Source organism: Rhizobium sp. RU36D (assembly GCF_900176345.1).
Taxonomy (GTDB): domain Bacteria; phylum Pseudomonadota; class Alphaproteobacteria; order Rhizobiales; family Rhizobiaceae; genus Allorhizobium.
The window spans coordinates 22,855-38,356 of the sequence record NZ_FWXU01000024.1 but is presented as its reverse complement, the minus strand read 5'-3'; the positions used below and the strand labels follow the sequence as shown (position 1 = coordinate 38,356).

The window sequence follows — 15,502 nt, the reverse complement described above, 5'->3', positions numbered from 1 at the left end:
CGTAGCGTCGATATCGTTGAAAGCCTCGGTCCGTCTGAGGAGGATCGGGTCATGCCGGTCGGACACGGACCGGTGGCTGCAGCTTTTTTGACCCCGTGGAGGAACTCGATGAAATCCCTGCGTCTTATGACGTCCGTCGCGCTTTCGGCGCTTGCTATCAGTGTCGGCGCTGCATCCGCCGAAACGGTAAAGATCGCCTTCCTGACGCCGAAGACGGGTCCGCTCGCCTTTATCGGCGCGATGTATGATCCGACCATCAATTTCGTCACGAAGTCCTTCAACGACGCCGCCGGCGATGGGCACAAGGTCGACGTCAGCGTCTATGACGACGCAGGCACCACCCAGGGCGCCGCCGATCGCTTCAAGCAGGCGATCGCCGATGGTGCGCGCGTGTTCATCGGCGCTGGCACCTCGCCGCTCGCTGCACAGAACCTTGCCGACATCCAGCGCTGGAACCAGCGCAACCCGCAGGATCCGGCCATGCTGCTGATCGTCGGCGCCGAAGGCTCGAACTTTACCGGCGCGGACTGCAATTTCTATTCGTTCCGCTTCACCACCACTCCTTTCATCCGCCAGAACGCTCTCGCGAAGGTCATGAAGGGTGAGGGCACCCTAGGCTCCAAGATCTATTCGCTTCAGCCCGACTATACCATGGGCCGCGAAATGGAGGCCGCCACGGTTCAGAATGCAGCCGCCTACGGCTATGAGGTGGTCGGCACCAATCGTCATGACGTCTTCAAGATCAAGGACTTCTCGCCCTTCATCGAAAAGGCCCGTGCGGCCGAACCGGAAACCATTTTCACGGCCGGCGGCGGCAGCGACCTAACGCTGATCCTCCAGGCGGCGGCCGCCGCCGGCCTGAAGGCGCGTTTTGCAGGCATGTTTCTTGACGAGCCCGGCAACATCGCCGCCGCTGGTGCCGCGGCGCTCGGCAACTACGACGCCCAGATCTTCAATGCTGAAGCTGGCGGTGAAGCAGGCGAGGCATATCGCGCCGCGTTCAATGCTGCGGCCGGCCGCGATCCGGTCGCCTTCATGAACAATAGCATTCTCACGCTGAACATGCTGACGGCTGCGGTTGCCGCGTTGCCCAAGGGTGAACAGCCGGCGATCAACGCTCTCGTGACCTCGCTTGAGAACGTGAAGGTCGATTGGCCGCTCGGCCAGCTTTCCATGCGAGCCGACGACCATCAGGTGCAATTGCCGCTGGTCATTTCGGTGGTCTCAAAGGATGCCAAGGACAAGGTGGATGGCACCGACATGGGCTTCAAGCCGGTCAAGGTGCTGAGCGCCGCCGAGACATCGATGCCAGTCAGCGCCGAATGCAAGATGAAGCGGCCTTGATTGCCCACGCCTTGCTTTGACATCGATTGGAGGGCGGTTCGTGGAGCCGCCCTCCCGACCTGATTTCCAATACCGGATGGCCTCATGGAAACCCTCCTCGTGGCATTGCTGAACGGGCTGATCTACGGACTCCTGCTGTTCATGATCAGCTCCGGCCTGACCCTCATCTTCGGCATGATGGGTATTCTCAACTTCGCCCATGCGTCTTTCTACATGCTGGGCGCCTATCTCGCTTACACTGCCATGGGCTTTCTCGGCTTCTGGGGTGGTGTCGTGTTCGGCACCATTGGCGTGGCAGCCATCGGCATGCTGTGCGAGCGCTATCTGCTGCGGCATGTCAGGCGTTTCGGCCATGTCCAGGAACTGTTGCTGACATTCGGCCTGTTCTTCGCCTTCGAGGAAATGGTCAAGCTGTTCTACGGCCCCTATGCCGTGGGCTACTCGGTGCCCGAGACGCTGCGCTTCACCGCATTCCATATCGGCGAGGCCGCCTATCCATTCTTCCGCATCCTCATAGGCCTGACGGCTATCGTTATGTTCGCGATCATCTTCTGCCTTCTGCGCTTCACCCGCATGGGGCTCGTCGTCCGCGCGGCGGTGCTCAATCCGGATATGGTCCAGGCGCTCGGCTACAATGTGTCCCTGATCTTCTCGGCCATGTTCGCCGTCGGCGCGGGCCTGGCCGGGCTTGCCGGTGCGATGGGCGGAGCCTACTACACCACAAACCCGAACATGGCGACCGAACTCGGCGTCATCGTCTTCGTGGTCGTTGTCGTCGGGGGTCTCGGCTCGCTGGCTGGGGCGCTGATCGCCTCGCTGCTGATCGGCCTGTTGGTCAGCGCCGTCATCTATATCGATCTGACCTTCGGCCAGATCTTGTCCGCGGTCGGGATCGTTTCCGACGAATTCGCGCGGACCAGCCTCGCGGTGCCGCTGTCGAGCGCCGCCGGCGTCCTCCCGTTCATACTGATGTTGCTGGTGCTCATGTTCCGTCCGCAGGGCATTGCCGGCGACGAGAGGGTCTGACGATGAAAGCCCTGATCTACATCCTCGCAATCGTCGCGGGCCTCCTGCTGCTGCTTTTGCCCTATCTCAGCAATCTCGCCATCATGAACCTGGCGATCAAGATCATGATCGCCTCGATCTTCGCCCTCGGTTTCAATTTGCTCTGGGGGCAGACGGGCCTGCCATCCTTCGGGCATGCAGCCTATTATGGCATCGGCACCTTCGCCACGATCTATGCCATGAACGCGATCGAGGCTGGCTCCGCCTTGCCGACGCCGCTCCTGCCGCTGGTCGGCGCGACCACCGGCTTTGCCTTCGGCCTGGTCGCCGGCTGGTTCGCCACCATTCGCTCCGGCGTCTATTTTGCCATGATCACAGTGGCGATCGCCGAACTGGTCTCGGCCATTTCCTTGAAATGGGAAGGGCTGTTCGGTGGTGAGGCGGGTCTGCGTTCCATGCGGTCAGACTGGGGTGCGCTCGCCTTCCAGTCCACGGACTCGGTCTACTGGCTGACACTCACATGGATGCTGGTGGTCATGGCGGTGCTGTACGGCCTGCAGCGCAGCCCGTTCGGCCTCGTCGTTCGAGGGATCCGTGAGAAGGAACTGCGCGTTCGGTTTCTCGGCTACGATACACACAGGGTAAAGACGCTGGTCTTTGCCATTTCCGCTGCCGTTTCCGGTCTAGCCGGCGGCCTGCTCGCCGTCTCGGACGAATCTGCATCCATGGTGCTATTCCAAGGCGCGGGCTCGGCCTTCGTCGTGCTCAACACCATCATCGGCGGCGCCGGCGTCTTCTTAGGACCTGTCATCGGCGCGGCGCTGACGACAAGCTTTGCGTATTTCGGCGAGAGCTTCTCGCATTTCTGGATGCTCTATCTCGGCATCGCATTCGTTGTGACCGTCATGTATGCCCCGCAGGGAATCGGCGGTGCGATCATGGATCGTATCAAGGCGGTGAAGGCCGGCGAGAAGGCGGCGCTCGGCATGGGCGACCTGATGGGCCTCATCTCCTTCGCTCTCGTGCTGGTGGGCATCACCTTCCTGATCGAGGTTACCGGCGAGATCTGCTCGGAGCAATACCGGGCGCAGATCGTCACCGGCAAGGGCGCCTGGCCGCCGGTGCATGTGCTCGGCTTCAGCTTCGACCCCCTATCGCCGCTGCCCTGGCTGATAGGGATTGTCGCCCTTGTCGGGGGGATCGGGATTGCACTCACCCAAGGTGGCCTTCGCCGCCCGGCGCTCTTTAACCTCGTCGCGGCCAAGGCAGGAGCAGAGAAATGAACACGACAGCCATGTCAGGCCCGGCAACGCTCAGCCTATCCGCCATCGCCAAGTCCTTCGGGCAGGTTCATGTGCTCGAGGCCATTGATCTCGACATCGCCAGGGGTGAGCGCCACGCATTGATCGGCCCGAACGGCGCTGGCAAGTCCACGCTGTTCAACCTGATCTCCGGTGCCTTCGCGCCGACGTCGGGCAGCATTACCTTGAACGGCGCCTCCGTCGCCGGCCTCGTGCCGCATCGGCTCAATCGAGCCGGGCTCGGCCGCTCATTCCAGATCACCCACATCTTCGACAAGCTCACGGTGCGTGAAAACATCCGCCTTTCGGTGATGGGGAAGTTCGACAAGCGCTGGAGTTTCTTCCGCCGTGGCCGCGTCTGGGATGCGATCGATCGGGAGACGGAGGAATTGATCGCCGGTGCCAAACTGACCCGGCAGGCCGAGACGAATGCTGGCGAACTGGCCTATTCGGAGCAGCGTGCCGTGGAGATCTGCATGACGGTCGGCACGGGCGCCGACGTCATCCTGCTGGATGAGCCGACCGCCGGTATGTCACGCGAGGAAACCTCGCATATCATCGCCTTCATTCGCGAGATGACGGCCGGCCGCACGCTGGTCATGGTCGAGCACGACATGGATGTGGTGTTTACCCTGGCCGACCGCGTCTCGGTTCTCGTCAACGGCCGCATTCTCCTGACTGCCACGCCGGCAGAGATCCGTGCCGATGCCAGGGTTCGCGAAGCCTATCTCGGGGAGGGAGAACATTGATGCTGAACATCACCGGGCTTCATGCCGCATACGGCAACATCAAGGTTCTGAACGGCGTTTCGTTGTCCGTGCCTGGTGGTTCGATCGCCACGATCCTCGGCCGCAACGGTTCCGGTCGCTCGTCAACCTGCAAGGCGGTCATGGGTCTCTTGCCGCCAATGGCCGGCGAGGTGGTTCTGAACGGCGTCAATCTTGCCGGGATGCCTGCCCACGAAATCTCGCGCAGCGGCATCGGCTATGTGCCCGAGGACCGGCAAATCTTCCGCAACCTCTCGGTGGAGGAAAACCTGCGCATTGGCATGCATCCGGCAAAGGCGGGACGTCCGGCCTGGGCCATGGACGAACTCTACGACGTGTTTCCGCGGCTGCGCGAGCGACGCAACATCAAGGCAGGCTTCCTGTCCGGTGGCGAGCAACAGATGCTGACGCTGTTCCGCACCCTGCTGACCAATCCCGAGGTGATGCTGATCGACGAGCCGACCGAAGGCCTTGCGCCGAAGGTGGTGGAGGCTCTGGCGGAGGTCATCCTGGAGATGAAGCGCCGCGGGCTGGCACTGCTGCTGCTCGAGCAGAAGCTTGCCATGGTCATGCGTCTCACCGACCGGGTGTTCGTCATGGGGCGCGGCGAAATCGTATTTTCGGGAACGGTTTCCGAATTCCAGGAAAACGAGGCGGTGCGCAAGACATGGCTGGAAGTCAGCTGAGCACCGCCCGTATTCGTCTAGCCTGTTACGCTAAGGCCGCACCACCAACGGGCGATGGCCTCGGCGGCCTCCCTGGGCTTTTCCGCGGGCATCGCATGGCTGGCCTGCGCAACCGCTTCCGCCGTCACGCGGCTGCCGAATTCCCTGACCAGCTCGTCCTCGCTGCCGCTGGGGCGGAAGGGGTCGACACCGCCCATCAGGTCAAGGATTGGCGCAACGCCGGTTCCCCACCAGTCCGCCTGCGACGTGTTGGCGCGCGCCGCGCGCTGGCTGGCCACGACCTCTGGATGCCAGCCGCCGAGCCACTCGCTGGCATCGTTACCGTCAGCGAAGAAGCCGAGCCGCAGCGCCGCGAGGCGGTCGTCGTCGGAGGTTTGGGGATCATTGATGGCGGTGATGGCCGCACTCAGATGGGCGGGCCAGGCTTTCGCGCCGGAGGCAAGCAGGACCACGCCGCTGACAAGTGCGGGAAAATCCGCGGCGATTGTGCGGGCGATCCACGTGCCGTAGGCGTGGCCGGCCACGATCGCTTGATCGCCATCTTGCAGTTCATGGGCAAGGACGGCAGCGAAATCGGCGGCGAAATCGTGGAAGCTCACGCCCGTCATCGGTCCATACGAGGGTGCGATGCCGCGGGGTTCGGCTCTCGCAACGCGAAAGCCCTGCGACTTGAGCGCGGTGGCAAGCGGCCGAAGTTCCTCGCAGCAGCGCCCGGTCGATGCGATCAGCAGCACCAGGGGGCCTGTTCCGCCGACGCGGTAGCCCACCTGTCCGGCCGCGGTCGATACGATCCGCAGTTCATCCGTCTCGCTTATGTTGGTTGTCCCCATGCGGTTGACCCTTCCGGTGATTGACAGGCAGCAAATCAATAAAATATATAAAGCTAGCTTATTCTCATAACAAGGACATTCTGCTCTTGATAGACCGGCGGAAAATTGGAACGTTTGCGGTTGTCACCATCGACAACCCCCCGGTCAATGCCGGTTCCCACGCCGTGCGACAAGGGCTGATCGCCGCGTTCGCCGAGATCGCTGCAGACGCCTCCCTAGCAGGGGTCGTGCTGGTCGGTGCCGGCAAGACCTTCATCTCCGGCTCGGATATCCGTGAATTTGGTAAGCCGTTGTCGGACCCGCAGTTGCCGGCCGTGATTGAAGCCATAGAAAATCTTGCGATCCCCGTTGCCGCGGCCATTCGCGGCGCGGCCCTTGGGGGTGGTTATGAGCTGAGCCTCGGTTGCGACCTGCGCATCGCCGACAGCAATGCCGTGGTAGGCCTGCCCGAAGTGGGATTGGGTCTGGTGCCAGGCGCCGGCGGGACACAGCGCCTGCCACGGCTGACGGGCGTGCCGGTGGCCCTCGAACTGGCCGTGTCGGCCCGGCGGGTCAAGGCGCCGGAGGCGCTGTCGCTGGGCATGATCGATGCCATCAGTTCAGGTGACCTGGTCGAAGATGCAATCGCTGCCCTGCGCGCGCTGGGCGGCAAGCGCCGCGTCGCGGACATGCCTCTACCACCTTGCGACGGCGAGGAAGCACTGCGGATCCGGGCTGAAGTCGTGGCGCGTGCCAAAGGACGGCCCGCCGCCGTCAAGGCTGCCGATCTGGTGCTGATGTCGGCTGACAAACCATTCCGGCAGGCCTTGGCCGAGGAGCGCGCCGTGTTCCAGGAGATCCGGGTTTCGCCCGAAGCCTTCGCCTATCGTCACGCCTTCTTTGCCGAACGCGATGCCGCTCGGCCGGATAACGCCGATGCCGCAGCTGCCGACGTGCGGGTCGTTGCGGTTATTGGCGGCGGCACCATGGGCGCCGGCATTGCTCACTCCTTCCTGTCCGCCGGCTATCGGGTGGTGCTGGTGGAGCGCGACGACGAAGCATTGGCCGCGGGAGCCGCCCGGATCGCGGGTCTCAGAACCGAGGATCTGGCGCGGGGGCGGCTTGATGAGGCTGGCGTGGCCCGTCAGGCGGCGGCGCTCACAGGCTCCGCCGATCTCGCCGATGTGGTCGCCGCCGACCTCATCATTGAGGCGGTGTTCGAGGATATCACCGTGAAGCGCGAACTGCTGAGGCGGCTGGGGACAGTTGCATCAGCGGATGCGGTCATTGCCACCAATACCTCCTATCTCGATATTGACGCCATGGCCGAAGACGTGCCCCATCCAAAGCGGTTCCTCGGCCTGCATTTCTTCGCGCCCGCCCATGTGATGAAGCTGCTGGAGATCGTGAAGGGTGCCTCTACCGGCGACAAGGCGGTGGCGACGGCGCTTGCCGTAGCAAAGCGGCTCGGAAAGCAGGCGGTGATCGCCCGCAACGCCTACGGCTTCATCGGCAACCGCATATACAACGCCTATCGGCGTCATGCCGAGTTTCTGGTCCAGGACGGTGCGACACCGCAAGCGGTCGATCGTGCTATGCGCAATTTCGGCATGGCCATGGGTCCCTTCGCCGTAGCAGACCTTTCGGGTCTGGACATTGCCTGGCGCATGCGCAAAGCCCAGGCCGCCACACGCGATCCGGCGATGCGATATGTCGATATCCTCGACAGGCTATGCGAAGCCGGCCGGCTGGGACGCAAGGCGGGCGCCGGCTATTACACATACGCCTCCGGCAAGGCTGAGCCAGATCCTGCTATCGAATTCCATATCGAAGCATCGCGCACGGCAGCAGGCATCGTTGCGCGCCCGATCGGCGATGACGAGATCCGGGCGCGCTGCCTGTGCGCCATGGTCAATGAAGGCGCGCTGTTGCTCGCGGAAGGCGTTGCACGGCAAGCCTCCGACATCGATGTCGCCCTGATCCACGGCTACGGCTTTCCCCGCTGGACCGGCGGACCCGTCTGGTGGGCGGCCCATCTCAACGCCGCGGAGCGGAAGGCCATGCTGCAGCGAGTTGCGGAAGCGGAGGGCACGGGCTTCAAGCCCGGTGATGTCGACTCCCTGGTTGCCGGGCTCACCTGAACGAACCAATCATGAGGAGTTGAACAATGGCCATTATCGTCGAAAAAAGCGACAGAATAGCGACCATCACCATTGACCGGCCACCGGTCAATGCCATCACCATTGCCGACTATGCCGAGATTGCCGATACATTCGAGGTGATTGGTGGCTGGAGCGACATCAATTGCGTGATCTTCACCGCAACCGGCAGCAAGGCATTCTGCGCCGGCCTTGATCTGAACGAGTTTCTGGCAGCGACGATCGACCAGGATCCGGCACGGGCGCGCACCGTCCGGCGCTGTTTCGCCGCCGTCCGCCATGCACCGGTGCCCGTGATAGCTGCGGTCAATGGTCCGGCGCTTGGCGCCGGCGCCGTATTGGCCTCGTGCTGCGACGTTCGCATCGCCTCGGAAAATGCCCGTTTCGCCACGCCTGAGATCAATGTCGGCCGCTGCGGTGGCGCGGCCCATATGATGCGCCATATCCCGCAGGGCTTGCTACGCCGCATGTATTTCACCGGCCTCCCGATCAGTGCCGCCGAAGCCCTGCAATGCGGCTTCGTCCAAGAAGTCGTGTCGCAGGAGGAACTGGCACCCAGGGCGCGGGCCCTTGCGGAGATCATCGCCTCCAAGGCGCCGATCGGCCTGCGCGTGGCCAAGGAGGCCCTGAACAAGGTCGAATTCATGCAGACCGAAGACGGATACCAGCTGGAGCAGAGCTATTCCACGGCTCTCATGACCACGGAGGACGCCCGCGAGGCCACCCGCGCCGTTGTCGAGAAGCGTGCGCCGGTCTGGGTAGGGCGCTGATATGGCAACCTGCGTTCTTCCGGGCGGATCGACACTAAACTACCGGATCGATTTCGCCGGCGCAGAGGCTCCATGGGTCGTGTTCGGCAATTCGCTGATGACCGACCTCACGATCTGGGATGACCAGGTGGCGGCGCTCGCAGGCCGCTTCAATATGCTGCGCTACGACCAACGCGGGCATGGCGCTTCGGCCCTTCCGCCCTCCACGCTCAATTTCGAGCAACTCGGCCAGGACCTGCTCGCGGTGATCGACGCAGCGGCGGTTACGCGCTGCAGCTATGTCGGCCTGTCGATGGGGGTGCCGACCGGACTGGCGGGCTATGCGGCGCGGCCGCACGCTTTTGCCCGACTGGTTCTGGTCGATGGCCAGGCACGCAGTGCCGCGAGCGGACAGGCCTTCTGGGACGAGCGCATTGCCTTTGCCCGCGAGCAGGGCATGGGCCCGCTGGCGGAGCAGACAGTAAGGCGCTGGCTGCGGCCGTCGCGGCACGGCCTGCCGATGGCCGACCGGCTCGGTGCCATGATCGCCGCGACGCCGTCGGCGGGTTTCATCGCATGTGCCGGCGTGCTGAGATCGTATGATCTCTCGGCCGTGCTTGATCGCATCGATGTGCCGGTGCGCCTCGTTGCCGGTGCGGAGGACGGCATCATGCCGGCCACCATGGCTGCGATGAAGGATGCGATTGCCGGAGCAACGTTTGCGACGATCGAGGACGCGGGGCACATCCCGAATTTCGAGCGGCCGGAAGCCTTCAACGTCATACTCGAGCAGGCGCTGCTCGCCGAGCCGGAGGATCGTCCATGAAGCTGCTCTGGTCGCCCAAATCGCCATTCGTCCGTAAGGTGATGATCGTGGTTCACGAACTCGGGCTCGTCGAAGAGGTCGAACTTGTCCGTGCCGTCGCCGTGCCGCGGGGTGATCCCAATCCGGCGATCATGGCGGAAAATCCGCTGGGCAAGATCCCGACGCTTCTGGTGCCCGGCCTGCCGCCGATCTTCGATTCCGCTGTGATTTGTGACTGGCTTTCGCTGGCAACGCCAAGCGGCGAACACATCCTGCCACGCACCGGCATCGAGCGGTTGACCCAATTGCGCTGGCAGGCACTCGGCGACGGGTTGATCGAAAACATGCTTTTGTGGCGCATCGCCTGTCAGGCGGCGGCCGGCGGTGATCCCCAGGTGGTTATGTCCCATCGCGCCAAGATACGTGCCGCGATGGCGCTGCTGGAAACCGAGGCGGGGCATCTTGCCGAAACGTCGGTGGGCCTCGGCCAGATCGCCATTATCTGTGCTCTGGGGCAGCTCGATTTCCGTTTCGCGGACAGTGAATGGCGGCAGACTCACCCGAAGCTCGCGGCCTACGAGGGCGCCATGTCGGAACGCCCGTCCGTGGCCGCGACCGCCGTCCTCAACGACCTCGCAGCCGATGACGGTCCGCATATGGACCTGACTTTTCGAAAGGACTGAACCGTGGCCGGACCACTTTCCCATATCAGGGTGCTCGATCTGAGCCGGATCATGGCCGGACCTTGGTCCGGACAGATCCTCGCCGATCTCGGTGCCGATGTCATCAAGGTCGAGCGCAGCGGCGAAGGTGACGACACCCGCAAATGGGGGCCTCCTTATCTCAAGGACAGCGACGGCAATCCCACGAAGGAGTCCGGCTACTACCTGTCGGTCAATCGTGGCAAGCGCTCCATCGAGATCGATATTGCCACCCCCGCGGGCCAGGATGTGGTGCGCGAACTGGCAAAGACCGCCGACATCGTGCTGGAAAACTTCAAGGCAGGCACGCTGGCCCGTTATGGCCTCGGCCCCGACGATCTCAGGGCGGTCAATCCGCGCCTCATCTATGCCTCGATCACCGGCTTCGGCACCACCGGCCCTCGTCGCCAGGAACTCGCTTACGACTTCATGATCCAGGCCATGGGCGGGCTGATGAGTGTGACAGGGGAACGCGACGACCTGCCGGGCGGCGGTCCGCAGAAGGTCGGCATCCCCATCATCGACATCATGACCGGCATGTACACGACGATCGCGGTGCTGGCTGCGCTTGCCAACCGGGCAGAGAGCGGCAAGGGCGAGATCATCGACATCGCCATGCTGGATGTTTCGGTGGCCATGCTGGCGAACCAGGCGATGAACTACCTCGTATCCGGCAAGACGCCGACGCGTGGCGGCAACCGCCATCCGAACATCCAGCCTCAGGACGTATTTGCAGTGGCTGACGGGCATCTCGTTCTCGCGATCGGCAATGACGAACAGTTCGCCCGCTTTGCCGAGGTGCTGGATGCGCCGGAATGGGCAATGGATCCGCGATTTTCCACCAATGCGCAGCGTGTGACCAACCTTTCGAACCTTCACCCGATGATCTGCGAACGATTGGCGCGGATGCCGCTGGACCACTGGCTCGGACGGCTGAGCGAGGCGAAGGTGCCGTGCGGGCCGATCAATACCATCCCCATGGTGTTCGAAGAGCCGCAGGTGCGCCATCGCGAGATGCTGCGGGATCTGCCGCATCCGCTCGCCGGCTCGGTGAAGCAGGTCGTCAGTCCCATGCGCTTTGCGGAAAATCCGCTTTCGTTCGACCGCCCGCCGCCGATGCTGGGCGAACACACCCGGGAAATCCTCACCTCTCTTGGCCTCACCGAAGGAGCGAGCACATGATGCCGACCGAACCTCAGATCACATCCGGACCGCGCATCTCCTTTCCCGACAAGGACGGCATGACGCCGGAGCAGAAGCGCGTGTTCGACGGTATCGTCAACGGCCGGCGCGGCGAACTTGTAGGGCCGCTCAGGGCAGCGCTTCACAACCCGGAACTCGCGGAACGCTGGAGCAAGCTCGGCGAGATCCTGCGCTATTACACGCAACTGCCGCCGCGCATCTCCGAACTCGCTGTCTTGCTGACAGCCCGCGTGTGGAACAGCGAACTCGAATGGACCATCCATCGGACCGCTGCCGAGGCCGCGGGTCTGGAACGCGACATCATCGAGGCGATCCGCGAATGTCAGCTGCCGCCGCTTCAGTTTGAGGAAGACCGCGAGATCTATCGCTTTACCCTGGAAATGCTGAGCCTCGGCCTCGTCTCCGACGAAGCCTATGCCGCCGTGCTTGCCCGCTGGGGTGAAACAGGAACTGTCGAACTGACGGCGCTGGTCGGCTATTATTCCATGGTGGCTCTGACGCTCAACACGCATCGCATACCGCTGCCGGCGACCATTGCACCGGATCTGTTGCGCGGTGCGCCGCAGCCGGAAGGCCTGACCGCCATGCCGCAACTGGTGGATGCGTGAAAGGAGCACTTGGAAATCGGCGCGAAAAGGGACATATGCTAGCATATTGAATGTTACGGGGTCGCCCCCAGGAGAGCATGTTGCCCATGTCAGATCCGGCCCGCACCGTAGACGCGCTGAACAAGAGCGCTGTTGCCCGATACATCCAGCTCGCTACACTGTTTCGACGGCGCATCGAAACAGGTGAGTGGGCTGTCGGAGGACAGATTCCCACGGTCGAGGTGCTCGCCAAGGAATGCGGCGTCGCGGCCATGACGATCCGGCAGGCGCTCGGTATCCTCGAATCCGAAGGCATGATCGAGCGCTATCGGGCCAAGGGAACATTCGTCAAGCAACGTCCGGCAAATGACCTGTGGTGCCAGGTGCAGACCGACTGGAGCGGCATGCTCATCGCGCGCGAGAACGCGCTGATCGAAGTGCTGTCGGAAGAGCACGATATCCATCTGCCAAATCGGCAATTTGCGATCGGCCGTCCGGCTGCCGCCTACCGTCATCTTCAGCGCCGGCACACCCGGGAAGGCGAGGCCTTCCTTCTGGCCGACGTTTATGTGGCCGAGCGGGTCGCCAATCTCATTTCGCCAGAAGCCTATAGAAGCAAGACGGCATTGCGGCTGGTGGCCGACGTGCCCGGCCTTGTTATAACCGACGCCACGCAGACGTTGACCATCGGCAGCGCCGACCTGTACGCCTCGGAAAAGCTCGATATCCCCATCGGGCATCCAGTAGCGAGGGTCGAGCGCTGCGCAGTCGACGCGGATGGCGAACTGGTCCTCATTGCGGACGGCACATATCGCGGTGATCGCGTGCGCATCGATTTCAAGCTCCGCTAAGATAAAATCTAAAAAGATAGCTTATTGACTTATTGATGTCGGCATGCGATGCCGTGTTGGCCTTGCGCAGGTCATAGCGGGAGAGAAGGCTTGAAATACGTTCAACTCGGTCGCACGGGCACCCGTGTCTCCAACATCTGCTTCGGCACAATGTCATTCGGATCCTATAGCGATGCATCGACAGCCGGTTCGATGTATGCTCATTGCCGAGATCTCGGCGTCAATTTCTTCGACTGCGCCAATTCCTATGCCGGTGGCGGCAAGGCTGAAGCTATTCTCGGCGACCTCATGGGGGAGGACCGCGACAATGTCGTGATCACGTCGAAGGTCTGCCGTCCAATGTCGGCGGATACCAACGGATCTGGTCTGTCGCGGCGCCATATCATTCAGGAGGTCGAAAACAGCCTGCGCCGGCTGAAGACCGATCGCATAGACGTCTATTTCGCCCATCATTACGATCCCGTCACGCCGCCCGAAGAGACGCTGCGCGCGTTCGACGATCTGCAGCGCCAGGGCAAGATCATCTATGCCGGCGTGTCTAACTGGGCGGCATGGCGCATCGCCCAAGCGATCGGAATTTCGCAGCGCGAGGCGCTGGCGTGCTTCGACGTGGTGCAGCCGATGTACAACCTCGTCAAGCGCCAGGCCGAGTTCGAGCTATTCCCGCTGGCCGAGGCGATGGGTCTTGCCGTCATGGTGTTCTCGCCGCTGGCAAGCGGGCTGCTGACGCGCGCCAATGCCAATACCATCGGCCAGCGCAGCGGTCGTCTTGCCGAGGCCCGCTATCTCAAGCGGTACGAGGACCAGCGCAACTTCGAGATCGCCGCGGACTTCTGCGCGATTGCCGACGAGGTCGGCGTTGACCCCGCAATGCTGGCTGTTGCCTGGGCCGTCTCTCATCCCGCCGTCACTGTGCCGATCATCGGGGCGGAAACGGTCGAGCAGATTGCCAACTATGTCGAGGCCGTTGGATTTGACATTGGCCCCGATTTGCGCGCGCGGATTTCGGCGCTCTCGCCGATCCCCGCCTATGAAATCGAACGAACCATCGATTGATGGTTGAGGATCGTATCCCCATGCAGAGTTTCTCCCCCGTCAAGCTTGATCATCTTATCGACAATGCGGATGTGAGCGCCAGTCAATATGCGCCGTTGCACGATCCGGGCCGGGTGACGGATGTGGTCGGAATGATCGCCCAAGGCGACGCGCAGGTGGTCGATGCCGCTGTACGTTCCGCCCATGCGGCGTTCCACAGCTGGCGGGCGACAAGTTACGAGGAGCGCGCGGCCCTGCTGCGCGCCATCGCCGACCTGCTGGAAGCCGAGGCCGGCAGCGTCGTCGAGATCATGGCGCGCGAATCCGGCATGCTGGTCGCGACCAACAAGGCCGAGATCGGCATGGCCGCCAATATCGTGCGCGACAATGCCGAGGCCGGCGCCGAATTCCTGAAGCCCCACGAGGTTTCCGATGCCGAGAGCTGGGTCAGCGTCGAGAAGCGGCCCATCGGCGTCATCGCGGCCATCGTGCCGTGGAACGCCCCGATCATCCTCGCCATGCGCAAGGTGGCCCCGGCACTGATCTGCGGCAATACCGTCGTCGTGAAGCCTGCGCCGACCGCACCGATCGGGCTCAGCATGCTGCTGAAGAAGGCGGCGGCGCTGCTGCCACCGGGTGTCATCAACATCGTCCATGGCGGTGGCGAGGTCGGCCATGCACTCACCACCCACCCGATGGTCGGCAAGGTCTCGTTCACCGGCGGCGGTGCGGTTGCCCGGCACATCATGAAGGCTGCGGCTGACAGCATCAAGGGCGTGCAATTCGAGCTTGGCGGCAACGACCCATCCATTCTGCTCGACGATGCCAATCTCGACGATGCGATCGCGAAAATCATCGGCGGCGCCTTCCGGCGGTCCGGCCAGTTCTGCTTTGCCGTGAAGCGCGTTTATGCTCCCGCAAGTCTCTATCGCGAGGTGGTTGCGCGGCTTGAGGCGGAAACGGACAAGTTCAGTGTGGGATATCCGCTGGATCCGGGTGTCAACTTTGGCCCGATCAACAACAAGGGCCAGTTCGAGTTCCTCCAGGGGCTACTCGAGCGGACCAAGGCAAGCGGCGCCACGGTGCACGAGCTTGGCAAGGTGGCCGGCGACAGCGTCTGGAGCAATGGCTACTACATGCGGCCGGCCGTCGTCTCGGATATCGATCCGGAGGCGGAATTGGTGCAGGTGGAGCAGTTTGGCCCGCTGCTGCCGGTCGTCAAATACGACAATCTTGACGATGTGATCGACAGCATCAATGCGGGCGAACTCGGCCTCGGCTCCAGCCTCTGGACTGCCGATTTCGACAAGGCGCTTGCGGTCGCACGCCGCATCGAGGCCGGCATGACCTTCATCAACAATGTCGGCACGTCGCGGCTCGGCCAGAAGAACATTCCATTCGGCGGCGTAAAGCAGAGCGGCATCGGCCGCGAGAGCTCGCCGATCGGTCTGCGCGAATATGTCGAATACCATGCACTCAACTACCACAAGTGAGGACAAA

At 62.9% G+C, this 15,502-nt stretch carries 15 protein-coding genes; 14 read left to right on the top strand and 1 reads right to left on the bottom strand.

Annotation, left to right across the window (positions count from 1 at the left end; all coding sequences use genetic code 11):
- Positions 1 to 108: 108 nt before the first annotated feature.
- The 5 genes from B9A97_RS23035 (at position 109) to B9A97_RS23015 (ending at position 5,103) form a co-directional block, all read left to right on the top strand.
- On the top strand, positions 109 to 1,344 hold the full coding sequence (locus B9A97_RS23035; protein WP_179145372.1) for an ABC transporter substrate-binding protein: 1,236 nt from the start codon (positions 109 to 111) through the stop codon (positions 1,342 to 1,344).
- Positions 1,345 to 1,428: 84 nt separating this feature from the next.
- Entirely contained in the window at positions 1,429 to 2,370 is a 942-nt protein-coding gene (locus B9A97_RS23030; RefSeq protein WP_084368168.1) for a branched-chain amino acid ABC transporter permease, read from the top strand.
- Between the two features lie 2 nt (positions 2,371 to 2,372).
- Positions 2,373 to 3,632 carry a branched-chain amino acid ABC transporter permease gene (locus B9A97_RS23025; RefSeq protein ID WP_084368167.1) on the top strand — a complete coding sequence of 420 codons (1,260 nt, stop codon included), beginning with the start codon at positions 2,373 to 2,375 and terminating at the stop codon, positions 3,630 to 3,632.
- A gap of 11 nt (positions 3,633 to 3,643) precedes the next feature.
- Positions 3,644 to 4,399: an ABC transporter ATP-binding protein gene (locus B9A97_RS23020; protein WP_084368220.1), complete on the top strand. Its 756-nt coding sequence runs from the start codon at positions 3,644 to 3,646 to the stop codon at positions 4,397 to 4,399.
- Entirely contained in the window at positions 4,399 to 5,103 is a 705-nt protein-coding gene (locus B9A97_RS23015) for an ABC transporter ATP-binding protein (RefSeq protein ID WP_084368166.1), read from the top strand. Before B9A97_RS23020 ends, B9A97_RS23015 begins: the two co-directional genes overlap by 1 nt.
- Before the next feature lie 17 nt (positions 5,104 to 5,120).
- Here B9A97_RS23015 and B9A97_RS23010 read toward each other — a convergent pair whose 3' ends face one another.
- Positions 5,121 to 5,933, bottom strand: a complete 813-nt coding sequence (locus B9A97_RS23010; protein WP_084368165.1) for an alpha/beta fold hydrolase — start codon at positions 5,931 to 5,933, stop codon at positions 5,121 to 5,123.
- An 86-nt stretch (positions 5,934 to 6,019) separates the two neighbouring features.
- Between B9A97_RS23010 and B9A97_RS23005 the strand changes: the two genes are divergently transcribed.
- The 9 genes from B9A97_RS23005 (at position 6,020) to B9A97_RS22965 (ending at position 15,495) form a co-directional block, all read left to right on the top strand.
- The gene (locus B9A97_RS23005) at positions 6,020 to 8,053 is read left to right on the top strand and encodes a 3-hydroxyacyl-CoA dehydrogenase NAD-binding domain-containing protein (RefSeq protein WP_244564330.1); all 2,034 of its coding nucleotides are present in this window, start codon (positions 6,020 to 6,022) and stop codon (positions 8,051 to 8,053) included.
- A gap of 26 nt (positions 8,054 to 8,079) precedes the next feature.
- Positions 8,080 to 8,841, top strand: coding sequence for an enoyl-CoA hydratase-related protein (locus tag B9A97_RS23000; protein ID WP_084368164.1), 762 nt, complete (start codon positions 8,080 to 8,082; stop codon positions 8,839 to 8,841).
- Between the two features lies 1 nt (position 8,842).
- Entirely contained in the window at positions 8,843 to 9,646 is an 804-nt protein-coding gene (locus B9A97_RS22995) for an alpha/beta fold hydrolase (RefSeq protein WP_084368163.1), read from the top strand.
- Positions 9,643 to 10,308 (top strand): glutathione S-transferase family protein, encoded by a 666-nt coding sequence (locus tag B9A97_RS22990; RefSeq protein ID WP_084368162.1) that lies wholly within the window; start codon positions 9,643 to 9,645, stop codon positions 10,306 to 10,308. Before B9A97_RS22995 ends, B9A97_RS22990 begins: the two co-directional genes overlap by 4 nt.
- Positions 10,309 to 10,311: 3 nt before the next feature.
- Positions 10,312 to 11,508, top strand: coding sequence for a CaiB/BaiF CoA transferase family protein (locus tag B9A97_RS22985; protein ID WP_084368161.1), 1,197 nt, complete (start codon positions 10,312 to 10,314; stop codon positions 11,506 to 11,508).
- Complete coding sequence (locus B9A97_RS22980; protein WP_143530675.1) at positions 11,505 to 12,137, top strand: carboxymuconolactone decarboxylase family protein; 633 nt, start codon at positions 11,505 to 11,507, stop codon at positions 12,135 to 12,137. Before B9A97_RS22985 ends, B9A97_RS22980 begins: the two co-directional genes overlap by 4 nt.
- Positions 12,138 to 12,223: 86 nt before the next feature.
- Positions 12,224 to 12,967 (top strand): GntR family transcriptional regulator, encoded by a 744-nt coding sequence (locus B9A97_RS22975; RefSeq protein ID WP_244564329.1) that lies wholly within the window; start codon positions 12,224 to 12,226, stop codon positions 12,965 to 12,967.
- A 90-nt stretch (positions 12,968 to 13,057) separates the two neighbouring features.
- Positions 13,058 to 14,023: an aldo/keto reductase gene (locus tag B9A97_RS22970; protein ID WP_084368160.1), complete on the top strand. Its 966-nt coding sequence runs from the start codon at positions 13,058 to 13,060 to the stop codon at positions 14,021 to 14,023.
- Between the two features lie 20 nt (positions 14,024 to 14,043).
- Complete coding sequence (locus tag B9A97_RS22965) at positions 14,044 to 15,495, top strand: aldehyde dehydrogenase family protein (RefSeq protein WP_179145371.1); 1,452 nt, start codon at positions 14,044 to 14,046, stop codon at positions 15,493 to 15,495.
- The last annotated feature ends 7 nt before the right edge of the window (positions 15,496 to 15,502 follow it).